A 16,765-nucleotide genomic window follows, 5' to 3' on the forward strand; every position below is an offset into this window, starting at 1 on the left:
AGGCCGGTAGACTGGCCGATCGTGCCGAGCCTCTCCGTCGACCAGCGCCGTGCCCTCGAGGCGGCCGTGCTGGCCACCCCCGTGATCCGCCGGGTTGCGGACGCCTTCGCGGCGGCCGGGCACGACCTGCACCTCGTCGGCGGACCCGTGCGCGACGCGCTCATGGGCCGCGGGGTGAACGACCTGGACTTCACCACCGACGCCCGGCCGGACGCCATCGAGGCCATCCTGCGCGGCCTGACCCGCACCACCTGGGACATGGGCCGCGAGTTCGGCACCATCGGCGCCTCCGTCCGCGCGGGGTCGGACGAGGAGACCGTCGAGGTCACCACGTACCGCGCCGACTCCTACGACCCGGCCTCCCGCAAGCCGACGGTGTCGTTCGGCGACTCGCTCGTGGGCGACCTCGTCCGCCGCGACTTCACGGTCAACGCGATGGCGCTGTCGGTGGTCTCCGGTGCGTTCGCCGACCCGCACGGCGGCCTGGCCGACCTCGCGGCCGGCGTCCTGCGCACCCCGTCGACGCCCGAGGTCTCCTTCAGCGACGACCCGCTGCGGATGATGCGCGCCGCCCGCTTCGCCTCCCAACTCGGCTTCGGGCCCGCCCCCGAGGTGGTGGACGCGATGACCGACATGGCCGAGCGCATCGACATCATCTCCGCCGAGCGCGTGCGCGACGAGCTCTCCCGGCTGCTGCTGTCGGACGCGCCGCGCGCCGGCCTCGACCTGCTCGTGCGGACGGGCCTGGCCGACCGCGTCCTGCCCGAGGTGGCGGCGCTGGTGCGGGAGGTCGACGAGCACGGCCGCCACAAGGACATCTACCAGCACACCCTCACGGTGCTGGAGCAGTCGATCGACCTGGAGCGCGAGCGCGGGCATGCCCCCGACCTGGTCGGCCGGCTGGCCGCGGTGTTCCACGACGTCGGCAAGCCGCGCACCAAGAAGTTCGAGGGCGGCGGCAAGGTCTCCTTCCACCACCACGACGTGGTGGGCGCCAAGATGACGAAGAAGCGGCTCACCGAGCTGCGGTTCTCCTCCGACGAGGTCAAGGCGGTCGCCAAGCTCGTCGAGCTGCACTTGCGCTTCCACGGCTACGCGGACGCCGACTGGACCGACTCGGCCGTCCGCCGCTACGTCCGGGACGCCGGCGACCAGCTGGAGCGGCTCCACATCCTCACCCGCGCCGACTGCACGACCCGCAACGCCCGCAAGGCCAACCGCCTGCGCACCGCCTACGAACAACTCGAGTGGCGCATCGACGCCTTGGCCGAGCAGGAGGAGCTCGACGCAATGCGTCCCGACCTCGACGGCACCCGGATCATGGAGATCCTCGGCATCGCGCCCGGACCGGTCGTCGGCCAGGCGTACCGGTTCCTGCTCGAGAAGCGCCTCGACGAAGGGCCGCTGGGCGACGATGCTGCCCGCGAGGCGCTGCTGGAGTGGTGGAAGGCCCGTTCCTGACGAGGTGCCGCCCGAGGTAGCGCCACGGGGACCACATGACGTGAGCCGCACCAAGAGGCCCCGTGGGATCACCCCTTGTCAGAGCACTGCAGGTTCTGGGGGCTGGATGGTCATGTGGTCCAGATGGCGCTACGTCCACGCCGAGACTCCGTCGACTGCGGCTCAGACCCGCCCGGCAAGATGGTTCCGTGCGGGATCACCTGAGGGCGGGAGCGGCCAGGCTGACGAGCGCGCCGGTGCTGCTCGTTGTCGTGGCGATCGCCTCGGTGCAGCTCGGCTCGTCGCTGGCCAAGGACCTCTACTCCGCCGCCGGACCGCTCACCGTCGCCTGGCTGCGCCTGCTCGGTGCCGCCGTCGTTCTCGGGGTGCTGACGCGGCCCCGCCTGCGGGGGAGGTCGGCGTCCGACTGGTTCTGGGTGGTGGCCTACGGGGTGTGCCTGGCGGGCATGAACGTGACCTTCTACCTGGCCATCGAGCGCATCCCCATCGGTATGGCCGTCACGCTGGAGTTCCTCGGGCCCCTGGGGGTGTCGGTCGCCCTGTCGCGCCGCGCGCGCGACCTGCTCTGGGTCGGGCTGGCTGCGATCGGCGTGGCGTTGTTGGGTTTCTCGCCCGGGCAGTTGGACCCGCTGGGTGTGTTCTGGGCGCTCGTGGCCGGCGCCTTGTGGGCCGGCTACATCTTGCTCGCCGGCCCGGCCGGACGCCGCTGGCCCGGCGTCTCCGGTGTCGCGGTGGCGTTCTGGGTCGGCCTGGTCGGGTTGACCCCGGTCGTGTGGGCCCTGGATCTCTTCCCGGTCGCCGTGCCCGCGGTGTGGGGCATCGGCCTGCTGATCGGGCTGCTGTCCTCGGCGATCCCCTACGGACTGGAGATGGTCGCCCTGCGCCGCATCGAGCCGCGCATCTTCGGCATCCTCATGTCGTTGGAGCCGGCCGCGGCCGCCCTCTTCGCGCTGCTCCTGCTCGGCGAGACGCTGCGCCCCGCCGAGGTCGTCGCCCTGGCGTGCGTGGTGGTCGCCTCCATCGGCGTGGTGCGGTCGCGCCGGCCCGCGGTGGACGCCCCGGCCGTGCCCCCTGAGCAGTAGGCTCGCGGGCATGGTCAACGCCCCCGACCTGCGCCTCCTCGTGGTGGACGACGACGCCGCCGTCCGCGAGGCCCTCGTCAGGTTCTTCGCCAGCCGGGCCGGGGTCGAGGTCGTCGGCGAGGCGCGCGCAACCCGCGCGCCTGCGTCGTCGCGATGACGACCTTCGGCACGCGTGAGTACGTGGTCGCTGCGCTGCGGGCCGGGGCTTCCGGCTACCTGGTGAAGGACACGCGGGGCGAGGAACTCATCGCGGCACTGCACGCCGCCCGGGTGGGGGAGATGCCGCTGTCTTCGGGCGTCCGCCGCGAACTCGTCTCCACGCTGGCAGATGTCGCTGGGTGCGCTGGTGGTGTTCATCATCGCGGTGGCCCTGGCGGCCCCGGCACTGATCAGCCCGCTGGCGCGCGGCTGGACGGCCCTCATCCCGTCCCGGGACCCGGTCTGGCAGCTGGCCCGCAAGAACATCTACGTGCGCGGGGCGCGGTTCACCCGGTCCGTGGTGCCGATCATCTTCACCATCGGCTTGATGCTCGGCCTGCTCTCACTCGGGCCCACCCTCTACTCCACTGGCGAGCGGGTTCGCGGAGACGGTCCAGCTCGACAAGGCGGGGATGGGCGCCTTCCTGTCCCTGCTCGGTCCCGCCCTCGCCATCGTGCTCGCCGGCGGTGTCGGCAACCTGTTCATGATGAGCAAGCAGCGGGACGCCGAGCTGGCCCTCGTCGGCATCACCGGCGCGACACCCAACCAGCGGCGCCTCCTGCCGGTGCTGGAGGCGACCATCCTGACGGTCACGGCCGCCATCCCGGCGGCCGCGGCACTGGGCGTCATGCTGGGTTTCCTGGTCGTGTCCTTTCGTGCGGCCGGGCTCGTGCCGGGCATCGACGTGCCCGCCTCGGCCTGGCTGCTCGGCGTCGGGGTCACGGGTCTGATCATGGTCGCGGCCACGTTCCTGCCGACCCTGTCGGCCCTCCGGCTGCCCGAACCCCGCGTCGTGGCACGCCTGGCCGCCGAGTAGCCGCACAGCAGGACCCATCAGCCCTGATCCAGGTGGATCAGGGATCAGGGCTCAAGGGTTCAAAGCCGCGGTACCAGGTGGCGCTGGCCGGTGGGCAGCGTCACGTGGGTGCGCCAGAGGCCGTCCGCCGCCGACACCTCGGCGGTGCCGTTGAGCAGGCGGAGCCGCTCCTCGATGCCGACCAGCCCCAACCCCACGCGTCCCGCGCGCTTGTCGGGGGTCCGGTTGACGAAGACGCCGTGCAGCACGGCGTCCTCCTCGTGCAGGGTCAGCGAGCACTCCGAGCCGGGCGGCGCGTGCTTGAGGATGTTGTTGGCCACCTCGCGTCCGGATCGTGGCGGCCAGCGCCGTGCGCACGGTCTCGTTCCTGGCGCTGCGGGTGCCGCGTCCGGCCCAGATTGGATGGCTGCGCCTCCTCGTTTTGGACCGCCGCGCGCGCCAGCACCACATCCCCGGCGTGCCCACGCGTCTCGCGCGCACGTTCGCCGTGGTCAGCCGCCGAGGGCTCCGCTCGGATCAGGTCCAAGCGGAGCCCTGGGCGAGTTGAATCCGAGCCCTCGGCGTCAGAGCATCGGCTGGGTGTGCCAGATGCGCTGGATGTAGTCGCGCATCGAGCGGTCGGAGCTGAAGAAGCCCGTGCGGGCAACGTTCAGGATCGCCGAACGCGTCCAGGCGTCGCGATCGGCGTACCTCTCCTCCACGCGCGCCTGGGCGTCGACGTAGGACTGGAAGTCGGCCAGCGCCATGAACCGGTCGCTGTGCAGCAGGTTGTAGACCACCGAGTCGAACAGGTGCTGGTCGCCGCCGGAGAAATGGCCGGACAGGATCAGGTCGATGGCCGCCTTCAGCTGCGCGTTGCCCTCGTAGTAGGCGCCCGGGCTGTAGCCCTTGGCGCCCAGGTCGGCGACCTCCGGCTCGGACATGCCGAACAGGAAGAAGTGCTTGTCGCCGACCAGCTCGCGGATCTCGACGTTCGCGCCGTCATCGGTGCCGATGGTGAGCGCGCCGTTGAGGGCGCACTTCATGTTGCCGGTGCCCGAGGCCTCCATGCCGGCGAGCGAGATCTGCTCCGACAGGTCGGCGGCCGGGATCAGCTTCTCCGCCAGGGTCACGTTGTAGTTGGCCGGGAAGGCGACCTTGAGGCGTCCCTCCAGCTTGGGGTCGGCGTTGACGACCTCGGCCACCTTGTTGATCAGGTGGATGGTGTCCTTGGCCATCTTGTAGCCGGGAGCCGCCTTGGCGCCGAACACCACGGTGCGCGGGGTGACCTGGTCGACCGTTAGCTTGCCGGAGAGGACCTGCTCGTACAGGGACACGATGTGCAGCAGCTTGAGGCTCTGGCGCTTGTACTCGTGAAGGCGCTTGACCATGACGTCCAGCAGGTGGCCATCGGGCAGGTCGATGCCGTCGCGGTTGCGCAGCACCTGGGTCAGGCGGCGCTTGTTCCAGGCCTTGGCCTCGGCGAAGCGCTCGCGGAACTCGGGGTCCTCGGCGAAGGGCTCGAGCTCCTTGAGGCGCTCCAGGTCGGTGACCCAGCCGGCGCCGATGGTGTCGTTGATGAGCTCCGAGAGCTTGGGGTTGGCCATCTTCACGAAGCGGCGCGGCGTGACGCCGTTGGTGACGTTGGTGAACTTGTCGGGCCACAGCTCGGAGAAGTCGGGCAGGACCTTGTCGCGCAGCAGCTGGCTGTGCAGCGCGGCCACGCCGTTCACCTTGGTGGCGGCGTACGTCGACAGGTACGCCATGCGGACGCCGCGCTCGGGGAACTCGGCGATGATCGACATGCGGCGGGCGCGGAGCTCGTCACCGGGGTACGCCTCGCGGACCTCGGCCAGGAACTGCTCGTTGATCGCGTAGATGATCTCCAGGTGGCGCGGCAGCAGGCGGCCGAGCAGGTCGGTCGACCAGACCTCGAGCGCCTCGGGCAGCAGCGTGTGGCAGGTGTAGGCGAAGCACTTGCTCGTGACCTCCCACGCCTCGTCCCAGGAGAAGCCCTTCTCGTCCATCAGGATGCGCATGAGCTCGGGCACGGCGATGACCGGGTGGGTGTCGTTCAGCTGGAAGATGATCCGCTGGTCGAGGTCGTGGAGGTCGAAGTCGTCCTCCAACTCGTTCTCGATGAAGTCGCGCAGCGAGCAGGCCACGAAGAAGTACTGCTGCTGCAGCCGCAGCTCCTTGCCCTGCGGCGTGGAGTCCTCCGGGTAGAGCACCTTGCTGATGTTCTCGGCGAAGGTCTGCGCCCGGACGGCCTGGGCGTAGTCGCCGGCGTTGAAGATCGCCAGGTCGAAGGCCTTGGTCGCCTGGGCGCTCCACAGGCGCAGCGTGTTCACGCGGCCGTTGAGGTAGCCCGGGACCATGTAGTTGTAGGGGACGCCCAGCACGTTCCACTCCGGGACCCAGCGGGTGCGCTCGGTGCCGTCGGCGTCGGTGTAGGTCTCGGTGCGGCCGCCGAAGTTCACCTGCACGGACGCCTCGGGGTGCGGGAACTCCCACGGCGAGCCCAGGGCCAGCCACGTGTCAGGCTGCTCGACCTGGCGCCCGTCGACGAACGTCTGGCGGAAGATGCCGTACTCGTAGCGGATGCCGTAGCCGATGCAGGGCACGTCCATGGTGGCCAGCGAGTCGATGAAGCAGGCGGCGAGGCGACCGAGGCCACCGTTGCCGAGGCCGGGCTCGACCTCCTGGTTGCGCAGGGTGACCAGGTCGAGGCCGCAGAGTTCGAGGCCCTTCTTGGCGATGTCGTTGAGGTCGGTGGCGAGCAGGGCGTTGCCGAGTTGGCGGCCGAGCAGGTATTCGGCCGACAGGTAGCCGACGGCCTTGACCTTGGCGTCGCGGGTCTTGCGGCCGGTCTCCAGCCAGCGGGCCATCAGGTAGTTCTTCACCGTGCTGGCCAGCGCGAGGTACTGGTCGTTCACGCTGGAGCGAGACAGGGCGACGCCCTGGTTGGTGTTGAGCTCGTGGATGAACTCCTTGACGAAGCCGTCGACGGAGAACGGCGGGGCACCCACGGGCGCGGTCGCCAGCGGGTGCGTCGGGGGCTGGGTGGGGCCGAGGGCGCGGCGGTCTGCGTTGGGTGACTCGTCCGCGTTCAGCGGCTGGCCGTTCTTCTGGTCAAGCTCAGGCATGGGCCCCAGCGTATCGGCGCGCGCGGTGCGCAGCGATTTGGCCACCACGCGGACGCGTGGTCCTGCCGTGGGGGCGGTGAGGTACCGCACGGCCGCGTCCGACCTCAGGCCTTCAGGCGGCCGATGGCGGCGTCCAGCATGGGCTCGGTGAGGCGGCCGGTGAAGGTGTTCTGCTGGCTCACGTGGTAGCAGCCGACCAGCCGGACGGGAGCCCCGTCCGGCCTTGTCAGGGTGGCCTCGGCGCCGTGGCCGAACCTCGGCTTGGGGCGCGGCACCGCCCAGCCGAGCCGGCGGGCGGCGGCCAGGGTGGAGTCCCACGCGATCGACCCCAGCGCCATGATCGCGGTCACGTGCGGCTCCGCCAGTCCCAGGTCGCGGTCGAGCCAGGGGGCGCAGGTCGCCTTCTCCTCGGTCGTCGGCTTGTTGGCGGGCGGGGCGCAGTGCACGGGCGCGACGATCCGCAGCCCCGTCAGCTCGAGGCCGTCGCCGGCGTGGGTCGCACGGGGCTGGTTGGCGAACCCCGCGCGGAACAGGGCGGCGTACAGCCAGTCGCCCGACCGGTCGCCGGTGAACATGCGGCCGGTGCGGTTGGCGCCGTGCGCGGCGGGGGCGAGCCCGACCACGAGGGCGGCGGCGTCCGGGTCGCCGAAGCTGGCCACCGGACGCCCCCAGTACGGCTCGCCGGCGAACGAGGACCGCTTCGTAGCGGCGACGTCCTCGCGCCAGGCCACCAGGCGGGGGCAGGCGCGGCAGACCGTGACGGCGGCGTCCAGTTCGGCGCGGGACGCGGTGGCGGCGAGCCGGGCGACGGCGTCCGGCGTGGTGGCGACCGGGGTGGACGCCGTGGCGGGGTCGCCGGGCCAGCCCGTGCCCGGGGGCACGGGGGACGCGAACGGCTGCCCGGTGATCGGGTGCGGCAGGGGGTCGGACGCCATGGCGACACCTTAGGCTCGGTGCATGCGCGGAGTGATCATGTACGGGCCCGGCGACGTCCGGGTAGAAGACCGTCCGGACCCGACCATCCAGAAGCCGACGGACGCAATTGTCCGGCTGACCGCCACTTGCGTGTGCGGCTCGGACCTGTGGGGCTACCGCGGCATCAACGACCCGACCGACCCCCAGCCGATGGGGCACGAGTACTGCGGAGTCGTCGAGGCCGTCGGGGAGGACGTGCGCGACATCAGCGTCGGCGACTTCGTCGTGGGCGGCTTCTACGCGTCGTGCAACGCGTGCGCCCACTGCCGGGCCGGGTTCCCCAACGGCTGCGTGCAGCACCAGTGGTACGACGGTTGCCAGGCCGAGCTGCTCCGCGTCCCGCTCGCGGACGGCACGTTGGTCGCCACCCCGGGGCAGCCGGACGAGGCCTTGGTGCCCTCGCTGCTGACGCTCAGCGACGTCATGGCGACCGGCTGGCACGCGGCCGTGATGGCGGGCGTCCGCCCCGGCGGCACCGCTGTCGTCGTCGGCGACGGGGCCGTCGGGCTGTGCGGCGTGCTCGCGGCCTCCCAGCTCGGCGCCGAGCGCGTGATCGCGATGAGCCGGCACGCGTCACGCCAGGAGGTGGCCCGCCGATTCGGCGCCACCGACATCGTCGAGGAGCGAGGGGATGAGGGCGTGGCCCGCATCAGGGAGCTCACCGCCGGCGTCGGCGCGGACGCCGTGCTGGAGTGCGTCGGCACGGGCGACGCCATGAACCAGGCGATCGCCTGTGCCCGGCCCGGCGCGATGGTCGGCTTCGTCGGCGTCCCGCACGGGGTCGAGCTGCCGATCGGGCGGATGTTCTCCCGCAACGTGGGCGTCCACGGCGGCATGGCGACCGTCCGCAGCTACCTGCCCGACCTGATGGAGCGGGTGTGGTCGGGGCGGATCAACCCCGGTCTGGTCTTCGACCTCACCCTGGGGCTCGAGGACGCCGCCGAGGGCTACCGTGCCATGGACGAGCGCCGGGCCATCAAGGCGTTGCTGCGTCCCTGAGCCCCAGCGTGGCCGGCAGCGTGGGCGTCCGGCCGTGGACGTGCTCGCCGATGAACCCGAGCACGACCTCGTACCAGACCCGCGCGTGCTGGGGCTGGAGGATCCAGTGGTTCTCGTCGGGGAAGTACAGGAACCGGTGCGGGCTCTGGCCCTTCTCGTCGGCCGGGAGCCCCGACTTGCTGAGCAGCTCCCACCACAGGCGCAGGCCCTCGCCGATCGGGACGCGATAGTCCTTGTCGCCGTGGATGACGAGCATCGGGGTGCGGATCTCGCCGACGCTCTCGTGCGGTGAGTGGCCCTCCATCAGCCCGCCCATCTCGCGCGCCCAGTAGTAGGGGGCGTCGGTGGTGGGGCCGAACTGGTCGAGCGCCCACAGACTGGCGTGGGTGACGATGGCGGCGAACCGGTCGGTGTGGCCGGCGATCCAGTTGGCCATGTAGCCGCCGAAGCTGCCGCCCATCGCGATGGTCCTGTCGCCGTCGATGTCGTCGCGGGCCTCGACCGCGTCCGTGATCGCCATGAGGTCGGTGTAGGGCGCGTCGCCCCAGGAGCCCCAGCCGCGCTGGATGAAGTCCTGTCCGTACCCCGTGCTCAGCGCCGGGTCGGGCAGCAGGACGGCGTAGCCCTGGGCGACCATGGCCCACGGCGTCCAGCGCCAGGACCAGGCGTTCCAGGACGAGACGGGCCCGCCGTGGATCCACAACAGCAGCGGCGCGGGCTGCTCGGGCGAGGCCCCCGCGGGCAGCGCCAACCAGCCCCGGATCCGGACTCCGTCGCCGGCCGTGGTCTCCACCTCCACCAGCGTTCCGGGCAGCTCGGGGCGCTCGACGGGGTTCGGCAGCCGGGTCACGGTGTCGCCGTCGACGCGCACCACCTCCCCGGGGTACTCATACGTCGACCGGACGCCGTACACCGTGCCGTCGGGGGCGACCGCGGCGGCGGCGTAGGTGGCGTCGTCGTGGGTGAGTTGGGTGACCACGTCGTCGGCCACGTTCAGCCGGAACAACGGCCCGCGGCCGTCGGAGTCGGCCTGCAGCAACACCCCGTCCCCGTCGGGGAACCAGGTCAACGGCGTGGCCCACTGGTCGAGGTCGTCGCCGATCGGGGTCACGATGCCTGAGGCGATGTCGAGCACCCCCAACTCGTGGGTGGGGGCCACGGATGCGGTGCCGGTGCGGCCGAACACGACCAGCGCGCGGCGCCCGTCCGGGCTGACCGGGCCGGGGCCGTAGTCGGTGCCGGTGACGCCCTCGACCAGGTCCGTCGTCGTGCCGGACGCCACGTCGACCTTGACGATCGCCGTCAGCCGATCCCCCAGGGCCACGGGGATCGTGCGGCCCGCCAGCACGAACGACCCGTCGGGGGCCACGTGCAGGCCGTGGGTGCTCAGGTGGGCGCCCAGCCCCCGGGTGAGCAGGCGCAGCCGCTGGCGCGGCGCCGCGTCGACGGTGCCCGGCAGGTCCGGGTCGGGTGCGGCCGCGGCGTCGGACGCGTCGGCCTTCTCCGCCTTCTCGGCGTCCGTGGGCTCGGGTTCGGTGGCGGGGGCGTCCTCGACCGCGAACAGGTGGGGGGCGTCGGGGCCCAGGTCGGCGTCCCAGTAGCGCACGGCGGCGTCGGTGTGCAGGATCGCGGCGACCTTGGCGTCCTTGCGTTGCTTGCGCAGGTCAGAGTCGACCTTCTCGGGGTCGTCGGACGCCTCGGCCGCCGGCATCAACGGGGCCACCACGAACACGCCGCCGTCGCGGCCGGTGTGCACCGAGGAGATGCCGCCCGGGCGTGAGACCACCAGCCGGGCCTCGCCGCCCGCCGCCGGGACCATCCACAGGGCGGCGACCGGGTCGTCGCCGTCGGCGTCCGGGTCGGGCCGGGCCGAGATGAAGTACAGGTTGCCCGCGGCGTCGTAGGCCGCACCCGACTCGCCCTTCGCCGAGCGGGTGATCCGGCGCGCGGGCGCCTCGCCGGCCGGGTCGAGCTCCCAGACGGCGTTCGCATAGCGGGTCTTCTTCGCGTCCAGGGTCGCCACGATCGTGGCCAGCCGCCGCCCGTCGGGACTCAGCGCCAAGCCGTTCACGCGCGGGTACGCGATGAAGTGCTGCAGGTCGTGGAACGGGGTCTCGGGGCGTCGTCGGCTCATGCGCCCCATCCTGCCGCGCCGGTCACGAGGAGGCGACGGCGCCGACGACCTCGTCGGGGGGCAGGTACCCGTGCGCCGCGATGTAGTGCAGCACCAGGTTGGGCGCGACCCAGCGCCGGCGCCCGGCGTGCACCTCGAGGCTCGCCGACCCCAACGCGAGCGTGTCCCCCTCCGTGGTCTGGTGGTGGGTCGGGCCGAACACGCCCCACCGCTCATCAGGGGTGGCGGGCGGCGGGCACAGGGTGCAGACGTGGAAGCCGCGCGTCCGGTCGACGGGATGGCGCGCGGCCGCCTCGAGGTGGCCCAGCAACGCGGGCGGGCACGCTCCCTGACGGAAGGCGTGCCCGGCATCGAGCCAGCCGAACGCCAGCGTGTCGTGCTGCCAGGGCCAGCGGCCCGGCGTCAGGACCGAACCGTCCTCGTGGTGCACCACCGTCAGGTCGCGTTCCTGGCCATGTGGAAGAGCTCCGTGCGGAGCCGGTGGAACTCCCGCTGCTCGGTGAGGACTCCTCGCGCGTCCTGCAGGACGACATCGTTCCAACCACCCATGCCCGCGGAGTAGAGCGTCACCACATCGCGCGCCACATCGGACACCGGCTCCCCTCCCTCCAGCCGGGCACGGTAGCGAGCCATGGCATGGGCCCACCGGGGTTCCGTTGGCCGCAGCAGCGCCTCCAGCTCGGCCAACACGGACGCCATCGCCTGGGGTTCCTCGACCATGTCCTCTCCTCCTTCGCACCCCATCATCACTTCAGCGGCCAACTGTCGACCACCTCGACCCCGCCGATCTCCCAGGGTTTGACGACGACCACCTGCTCCGTGCCGCCCATCCACAGGCCACCCTGGTTCGCGACCGTACCGGTGTGGATCTCGGTGCCGGCAGGCTCCTTGATCGCGAAGGCGGTGTCGATCGGCGCCGGCGTTCCGTCCGGCCAGACCGGCGGGATCGCCTTGTCGATCTGGGTCTGCAGGACGCCGCCGGGAGGCTCGTGTGAGAAGAACTGGCCAAGCGGGCGTTGCTCGGTGCCGGCGCGATAGAGCACCGTGTCGTTGGTCAGGACGGTCGTTTCATAGCGTGCCCCCGAGAAGGTTTGGGCCATGTCGTCGGAGAGGGAACCCGGGTTGGTCACCAAGGGTGTGGGACGCAGCTTCTCGACCACCTTGCCACCGACCACGGTCAGCCCGTGGCCGACCGCAGCACCCCCGCCGCCCAGGAGCGTGCCCGCCAGGGCAGTGCTGCCGGTGGCGCTGAGGAAGCCGGTCACGCTGTGGGGACCCGGCCCCGTCAGGTAGCTGTAGCCACCTTGGATGCCGCCCGAGATGCCGCCGGAGGCGGCCCCGGCGAACACGGTCGCCTTGAAGCCCGTCAGGCCGGCCCGAGCGGCCAGCCCGGCCCCGCTGAAGCCACCCAGCGCACCCGACAGCGCCACCTGACCCCAGTTGACGGACCCGGTCGTCGCCTTCTGGATGATCGTGTCGGCGCCGGCACCGACCAGCACCATGCCCGCCGGGCCGCCCACGCCGGTGGCGATCAGGACGCCGCCGGCGATGACCATCGCGCCGCCCGCGAGGTACTCCCAGTTGTTGGAGAGCCAGTCTCCCGCCACCGCGAGCGCGCCCTGGTTGGCGTCCCGGTAGGCCTGCAGCTCGGCGTCGGTGACCGGACGCAGCCCGGTCGGGTCGAGCGCGTGGAGGGGGTCGTTGCCCGCAAAGCTGTACGGGTTGTGGGCCCAGCCCGCCCCCGCGATCGGTTCGAGCGGGTCGACCGACAGGAAGCCGCGCGTGGCGGGGTCGTAGGCCCGCGCGCCCAACCACTCCAGCCCCGCGACGTGCAGTTCGCCGAACGCCCCCACGGTGAGGGTCGAGCCCGCGGCGTCGGTGCCCCACGGGTCGGGGGTGGCCGTGCGCTGGGTGCGCCAGCCCGTCGGCTGCCAGCCCTCGCCGGTGCCGGTGAAGCCGGGCGCCCGGCTGACGTGGTTGCCATCGACCTGGGCCGGGACGCCCGCGCCGAGCGCCGCGTTCCAGAAGACGTCGGCATCGTTGACGCGGGCGAGCTCGCCCAGGGCGTCCACGTGGACCGAGGTGGTGCCGGCGCGCCCGGTGACGGCGGTCAGCCAGCCGAGTTCTCCCCAGGAGAACTCGATCCGCCCGTCGGGACCGTCCTGGCTCGTGCGGCGGCCCTGCGCGTCATGGCTGAACCGCGTGGTGCCGCGGGGAGCGTGCTCGACGAGCAGTTCTCCCGCGGCGTCGTGCTCCCACGTCGTGGTGGCCCCGTCGAACTCCTCGGCCACGAGACGCCCGGCCAGGTCATAGGTCCAGCTCGCCCGGTGGTCGCCGTCGGCCATGCCGACCAACTGGTGGGCGTCGTCGTGCTCGTAGGTGGTCCGGACGCCGTCACGCACGACCGCGGTCACCCGGCCCTCGTCGTCGCGCTCGATGAGGGTGGTGGACGTCCCGTCGGGACCGGTGGTCGTGTGTTCGACGACGAAGCCGTCCCGGTGCGTCCAGGTCTGGGTGGTGCCGCCCGCGTGCGCGGCGACGACCCGGCCCGCCGCGTCGCGCTCGACGCGGACGTCGCCCCGGCCTTCGGTGGCGACGCTGACCAGTGCGCCGGCATCGTCCCAGCCGTAGTGGGTGGTGGCCCCGTTCGGGGTGGTGAGCGTGGTGCACCGCCCCAGCTCGTCGTAGGACCACACGGTGGTGGCGGCGCCGCGGGAGCGGAAGATCAGCCGGCCCCGGTGGTCCCACCGCAGGCGGTGCTCGACCGGGGTGTCGGCGGTGTGGTCGGTCACCAGCACGCTGCGCTGCGCCGCGTCCCGGACGAAGGTCGCCTTCACGACGCCGTCGACCCCCACGGTGGCGATCTCGCCGCGCGCATCGTGGGTCCACTCCAGGCGCTCGCCGGTGGGCTGCTCCTGCCACACCTGCCGCCCGGCCGCGTCGTAGCCGGCCCGCGTGCTGCGGCCCAGCGGGTCGGTGTCGTCGACCACCAGGTTGAACGCGTTGTAGGCCCGCCGGGTGGTGTTCCCGAGCGGGTCGGTGATCGCGACCATCCGCCCGAGCGCGTCGTAGGTGTAGTGCGTCGACCCACCGAGCGCGTTGATCGCTTCCACGAGTTGGCCTGCGGCGTCGTAGCGGAAGCGCCGCGTCCCCCACAGGTAGTCGCGGGCACGGACGACCCGACCGGGCAGGTCGTAGGCCCACGTGCTGGTTCCGAGGCCGGGAACCCGGTGGCGGACGACGCGGCCCAGGGCGTCCCGCTCGAACGTGGTCGCCTCCCCCGTGGGGTCGACCTGGCGGCTCAGGTGGCCGTCGGGGGAGTAGCTGAACGTGATGGTCGCGCCCGTGGCGTCCGTGACGGCCGCCAGGCGCCCGCACCGGTCGTGGGTGTACCTGGTCTCGACACCCCCGGGGCGCCGCAGGACGACGACGCGACCCGCGGCGTCCCGCTCCAGCGAGGTGACCTGGCCCAGCGCGTCCACGTACTCGACGGGACGCCCGCAGCGGTCGTAGCGGGTGAGGGTGCTGCTGCCGTCGGGGGCCTGCACCGACACGATGCGGCCCAGGGTGTCGGTGCGCACGACCGAGGTGGCGTCACCGACGGCGGTGCGGACGCCACCCTCGGGCAGGGGGGTGGCCCGCACCGTGACGCCCGTGGGGTCGGTGGCCTGCGTGGGCGCACCGTTGACGTCGTACTCCTGCCGCCACTGCCCGCCGTCGGGGTCGGTGACCGACGTGAGGCGGGTCAGCTCGTCGTGCGCGTACTGCCACGTGGTGCCGTCGGGGAGTTCGACGCGGGCGAGGTTGCCCAGGTCGTCGAAGGCCCGCGTGACGGTGCGGCCCAGCGGGTCGGTGGTGACGGACGCCTCGCCAGCCGCGTCGCGCTCGATGGTGGTGCGCGCACCGTAGGGGTCGACGACGGCGGCCAGCCGGCCGGCCGGCGTGTGCTCGTAGGCCCAGACCGCCCCGTCGGGGGTGGTCTTCGACACCAGCGCCCCGCGACCGTCGTAGGCGAACGTGGTCCGGTGGCCCGCCGGCGTGATGGCGGCGGTAACGCGGCCGGCGTCGTCGCGCTCCAGGCGCGCGGTGTTGCCGTCGGCGTCGGTGGTGGCGACCAGGTCGCCGTGCGCGTCGTAGGTGTGGGTGACCGTCACGCCGGTCGGGTCGGTGATGCCGGTGAGGAGGTTCCCGTCCCAGGTGAATCGCGTCACGCCGCCCTCGGCGTCGGTCATCACGTCGGGGTTGCGCTGCGCCCCGGTGTAGGCGTAGCGGGTGGTCGCGGTGACGCCGTCGTTGTCGACGACCACCTCCACCGGGCGGTCCGCCTCGTCATGGACGGTGTCGACGCGGGCGCCGGAGGGCAGCACCTGGGTGGTGCGGCGTCCGCGGTCGTCGAACTCGGCCAGGGTGACGGTGCCGTCGCGCCCGGTCGCCATGACGAGCTGGCCGTGGCCGTCGTAGGCCATCGACTGGCGCTGGTCGTGGGCGTCGATGACCCCCACCAGGCGGCCCTTGTCGTCGTGCAGCCACGTGTTCGACCGCGACCCGTCGGGGTCGGCCACCACCGTGACCCGCCCGGGCAGGTAGGAGAACCGGGTGGTGCGCCCGTGGGGCGACACCTGGGTGACCACGCGACCCTGCTCGTCGTAGGTGTTGACGGCCTCGGCGACGCCGTCGGCGTCGGTGACCCGCTCGATGAGGCCGGCGGCGTTCCAGTCGTAGGTGCGGGTCGCGCCACCCGAGGAGACCGCGACCAGGCGCCCGGCGTCGTCGTAGCCGTAGTCGACCCGGCGCCCGTCGCTGGCCACGAGGGCGACGATGCGATCGCCGCCCCACTCGACGGTGATCGAGCGGCCACGCTCGTGGGCCAGCCCGGCCAGGCGCAGGCCGTCCCAGGTGAGCGTGACGCGCGTGCCGGGGCCTCGGTCGACGGCGATCAGGGTGCCGGTCGCGCCGAACTCCCACCGGCCACCGGCGTTGTCGGTGACGACGAGGCCGTCCCCGGCCGCCGCCAGCCAGAACGCCTCGGACGTCGCGCGCGCCCACCCGTCGCCCTCCCGCGGGAACAGCACGACCCGGCCGTCGGCGTGCCGCCACCGGGCCCCCTCGGCGTCGGTCACCAGGGACGCCTCGGCGAGCGAGGACCAGCCCGGGCCGAACGCGCCCACGCCGGGGTGCAGCGAGTTGTACATGCGGTCGAACCGAAGGGTGGCGTTGCCGCCGGCGAAGCCCAGGTCGCACTCGGGCTCGAGGAAGTTGCCCGTCGCGGTGTTCACCGGGTCGTTGGCGTACCCCGTGGTGGGCGGGGCGCCGTAGGCCTGGGGCGGGTCGATCGTGAGCTGCGTGCGCTCGGCGTTCACGCCGGCCGCCGCCAGCGACGCCGTGATCGCCGCGTTGGAGGTCGTCACGAGGCCGTCGCTGCCCGCGGCCTCGAAGGCCGCGGCCACGGTGTCGGCCCAGCGCACGTCCTCTTTGTTGGCGCTCAGGTAGCGGTCGAAACCGGTCCAGACCGTGGACGCCTCGAGGCTGCCGAACCCGCACCCGGCCGTGAAGTCGTCGTAGGCGCTGCGGAGGTTGCCCGGCCAGGAGGCGAGGTCGTCGTTGGCGCCCCGGGAGTTGGACGCGAAGGTGCGCAGGTGGTCGGGCCGGGCCGACGAGGTGCCGGTGCTGCCCGAGCCCTGCAGGGGATCGCGGACGCCCTGCTCGGGCTGCGCGAACGACAGCGAGACCGGCTGGGCGGCCGGCCGACCGGCGGATCCTCCCCGCCGGTGAACCAGTCCGACACGTGATCCCAGAAGCCCCGCTCGTCCTGCCGCTGCTTCCACGCGCGGGCGGTCTCCCGCCGGTCCTGCTCACTGCGCGCCTCGCGGGCGAGCTGGTCGGCCCCCTCGGCGACCTCGCGCAGGCGGGCCACCAGCAGGCGGGCGTCTGAGGCCTGCACCCGGCCGTTGCCCCGGAACAGCTCGGAGTAGT

Annotated in this window: 12 protein-coding genes; 5 read left to right on the forward strand and 7 right to left on the reverse strand. The window is 72.6% G+C overall.

The features are described from left to right. Nucleotides 1-21 precede the first annotated feature (21 nt). The 4 genes from ET989_RS12040 to ET989_RS12055 all read left to right on the forward strand — a co-directional run bounded on the left by ET989_RS12040 (nucleotide 22) and on the right by ET989_RS12055 (nucleotide 3,559). Complete coding sequence (locus ET989_RS12040; protein WP_131169311.1) at nucleotides 22-1,461, forward strand: CCA tRNA nucleotidyltransferase; 1,440 nt, start codon at nucleotides 22-24, stop codon at nucleotides 1,459-1,461. A gap of 236 nt (nucleotides 1,462-1,697) precedes the next feature. Continuing rightward, nucleotides 1,698-2,543, forward strand: coding sequence for an EamA family transporter (locus ET989_RS12045; protein ID WP_131169313.1), 846 nt, complete (start codon nucleotides 1,698-1,700; stop codon nucleotides 2,541-2,543). Between the two features lie 10 nt (nucleotides 2,544-2,553). Then, nucleotides 2,554-2,700, forward strand: coding sequence for a response regulator transcription factor (locus ET989_RS15010; protein WP_165490161.1), 147 nt, complete (start codon nucleotides 2,554-2,556; stop codon nucleotides 2,698-2,700). Between the two features lie 454 nt (nucleotides 2,701-3,154). Next, nucleotides 3,155-3,559, forward strand: a complete 405-nt coding sequence (locus tag ET989_RS12055; RefSeq protein ID WP_165490162.1) for an FtsX-like permease family protein — start codon at nucleotides 3,155-3,157, stop codon at nucleotides 3,557-3,559. A gap of 59 nt (nucleotides 3,560-3,618) precedes the next feature. Here the strand turns inward: ET989_RS12055 and ET989_RS12060 are convergent, their stop codons facing one another. The 3 genes from ET989_RS12060 to ET989_RS12070 all read right to left on the reverse strand — a co-directional run bounded on the left by ET989_RS12060 (nucleotide 3,619) and on the right by ET989_RS12070 (nucleotide 7,619). Beyond that, on the reverse strand, nucleotides 3,619-3,879 hold the full coding sequence (locus ET989_RS12060) for an ATP-binding protein (protein WP_131169319.1): 261 nt from the start codon (nucleotides 3,877-3,879) through the stop codon (nucleotides 3,619-3,621). A 243-nt stretch (nucleotides 3,880-4,122) separates the two neighbouring features. Continuing rightward, nucleotides 4,123-6,684: a glycogen/starch/alpha-glucan phosphorylase gene (locus ET989_RS12065; RefSeq protein WP_131169321.1), complete on the reverse strand. Its 2,562-nt coding sequence runs from the start codon at nucleotides 6,682-6,684 to the stop codon at nucleotides 4,123-4,125. Nucleotides 6,685-6,788: 104 nt separating this feature from the next. After that, nucleotides 6,789-7,619, reverse strand: a complete 831-nt coding sequence (locus ET989_RS12070; RefSeq protein WP_131169324.1) for a uracil-DNA glycosylase — start codon at nucleotides 7,617-7,619, stop codon at nucleotides 6,789-6,791. Nucleotides 7,620-7,641: 22 nt separating this feature from the next. On the opposite strand from ET989_RS12070, the gene ET989_RS12075 reads away from it, so the two are divergent. Continuing rightward, the gene (locus ET989_RS12075; protein WP_131169326.1) at nucleotides 7,642-8,658 is read left to right on the forward strand and encodes a zinc-dependent alcohol dehydrogenase family protein; all 1,017 of its coding nucleotides are present in this window, start codon (nucleotides 7,642-7,644) and stop codon (nucleotides 8,656-8,658) included. Here the strand turns inward: ET989_RS12075 and ET989_RS12080 are convergent. The 4 genes from ET989_RS12080 to ET989_RS12095 are packed head-to-tail and all read right to left on the reverse strand — an operon-like array spanning nucleotide 8,636 to nucleotide 16,617. After that, entirely contained in the window at nucleotides 8,636-10,792 is a 2,157-nt protein-coding gene (locus tag ET989_RS12080; protein ID WP_206662338.1) for a S9 family peptidase, read from the reverse strand. The two genes, ET989_RS12075 and ET989_RS12080, sit on opposite strands and share 23 nt — an antisense overlap. A gap of 22 nt (nucleotides 10,793-10,814) precedes the next feature. After that, nucleotides 10,815-11,225: a DUF7919 family protein gene (locus ET989_RS12085; protein WP_131169330.1), complete on the reverse strand. Its 411-nt coding sequence runs from the start codon at nucleotides 11,223-11,225 to the stop codon at nucleotides 10,815-10,817. Between the two features lie 2 nt (nucleotides 11,226-11,227). Continuing rightward, the gene (locus ET989_RS12090; RefSeq protein ID WP_131169332.1) at nucleotides 11,228-11,512 is read right to left on the reverse strand and encodes a hypothetical protein; all 285 of its coding nucleotides are present in this window, start codon (nucleotides 11,510-11,512) and stop codon (nucleotides 11,228-11,230) included. A 26-nt stretch (nucleotides 11,513-11,538) separates the two neighbouring features. After that, nucleotides 11,539-16,617 carry a DUF6531 domain-containing protein gene (locus ET989_RS12095; protein WP_131169334.1) on the reverse strand — a complete coding sequence of 1,693 codons (5,079 nt, stop codon included), beginning with the start codon at nucleotides 16,615-16,617 and terminating at the stop codon, nucleotides 11,539-11,541. Nucleotides 16,618-16,765 lie beyond the last annotated feature (148 nt).

It is taken from the genome of Propioniciclava sinopodophylli (assembly GCF_004324755.1).
GTDB classification, from domain to species: domain Bacteria; phylum Actinomycetota; class Actinomycetes; order Propionibacteriales; family Propionibacteriaceae; genus Propioniciclava; species Propioniciclava sinopodophylli.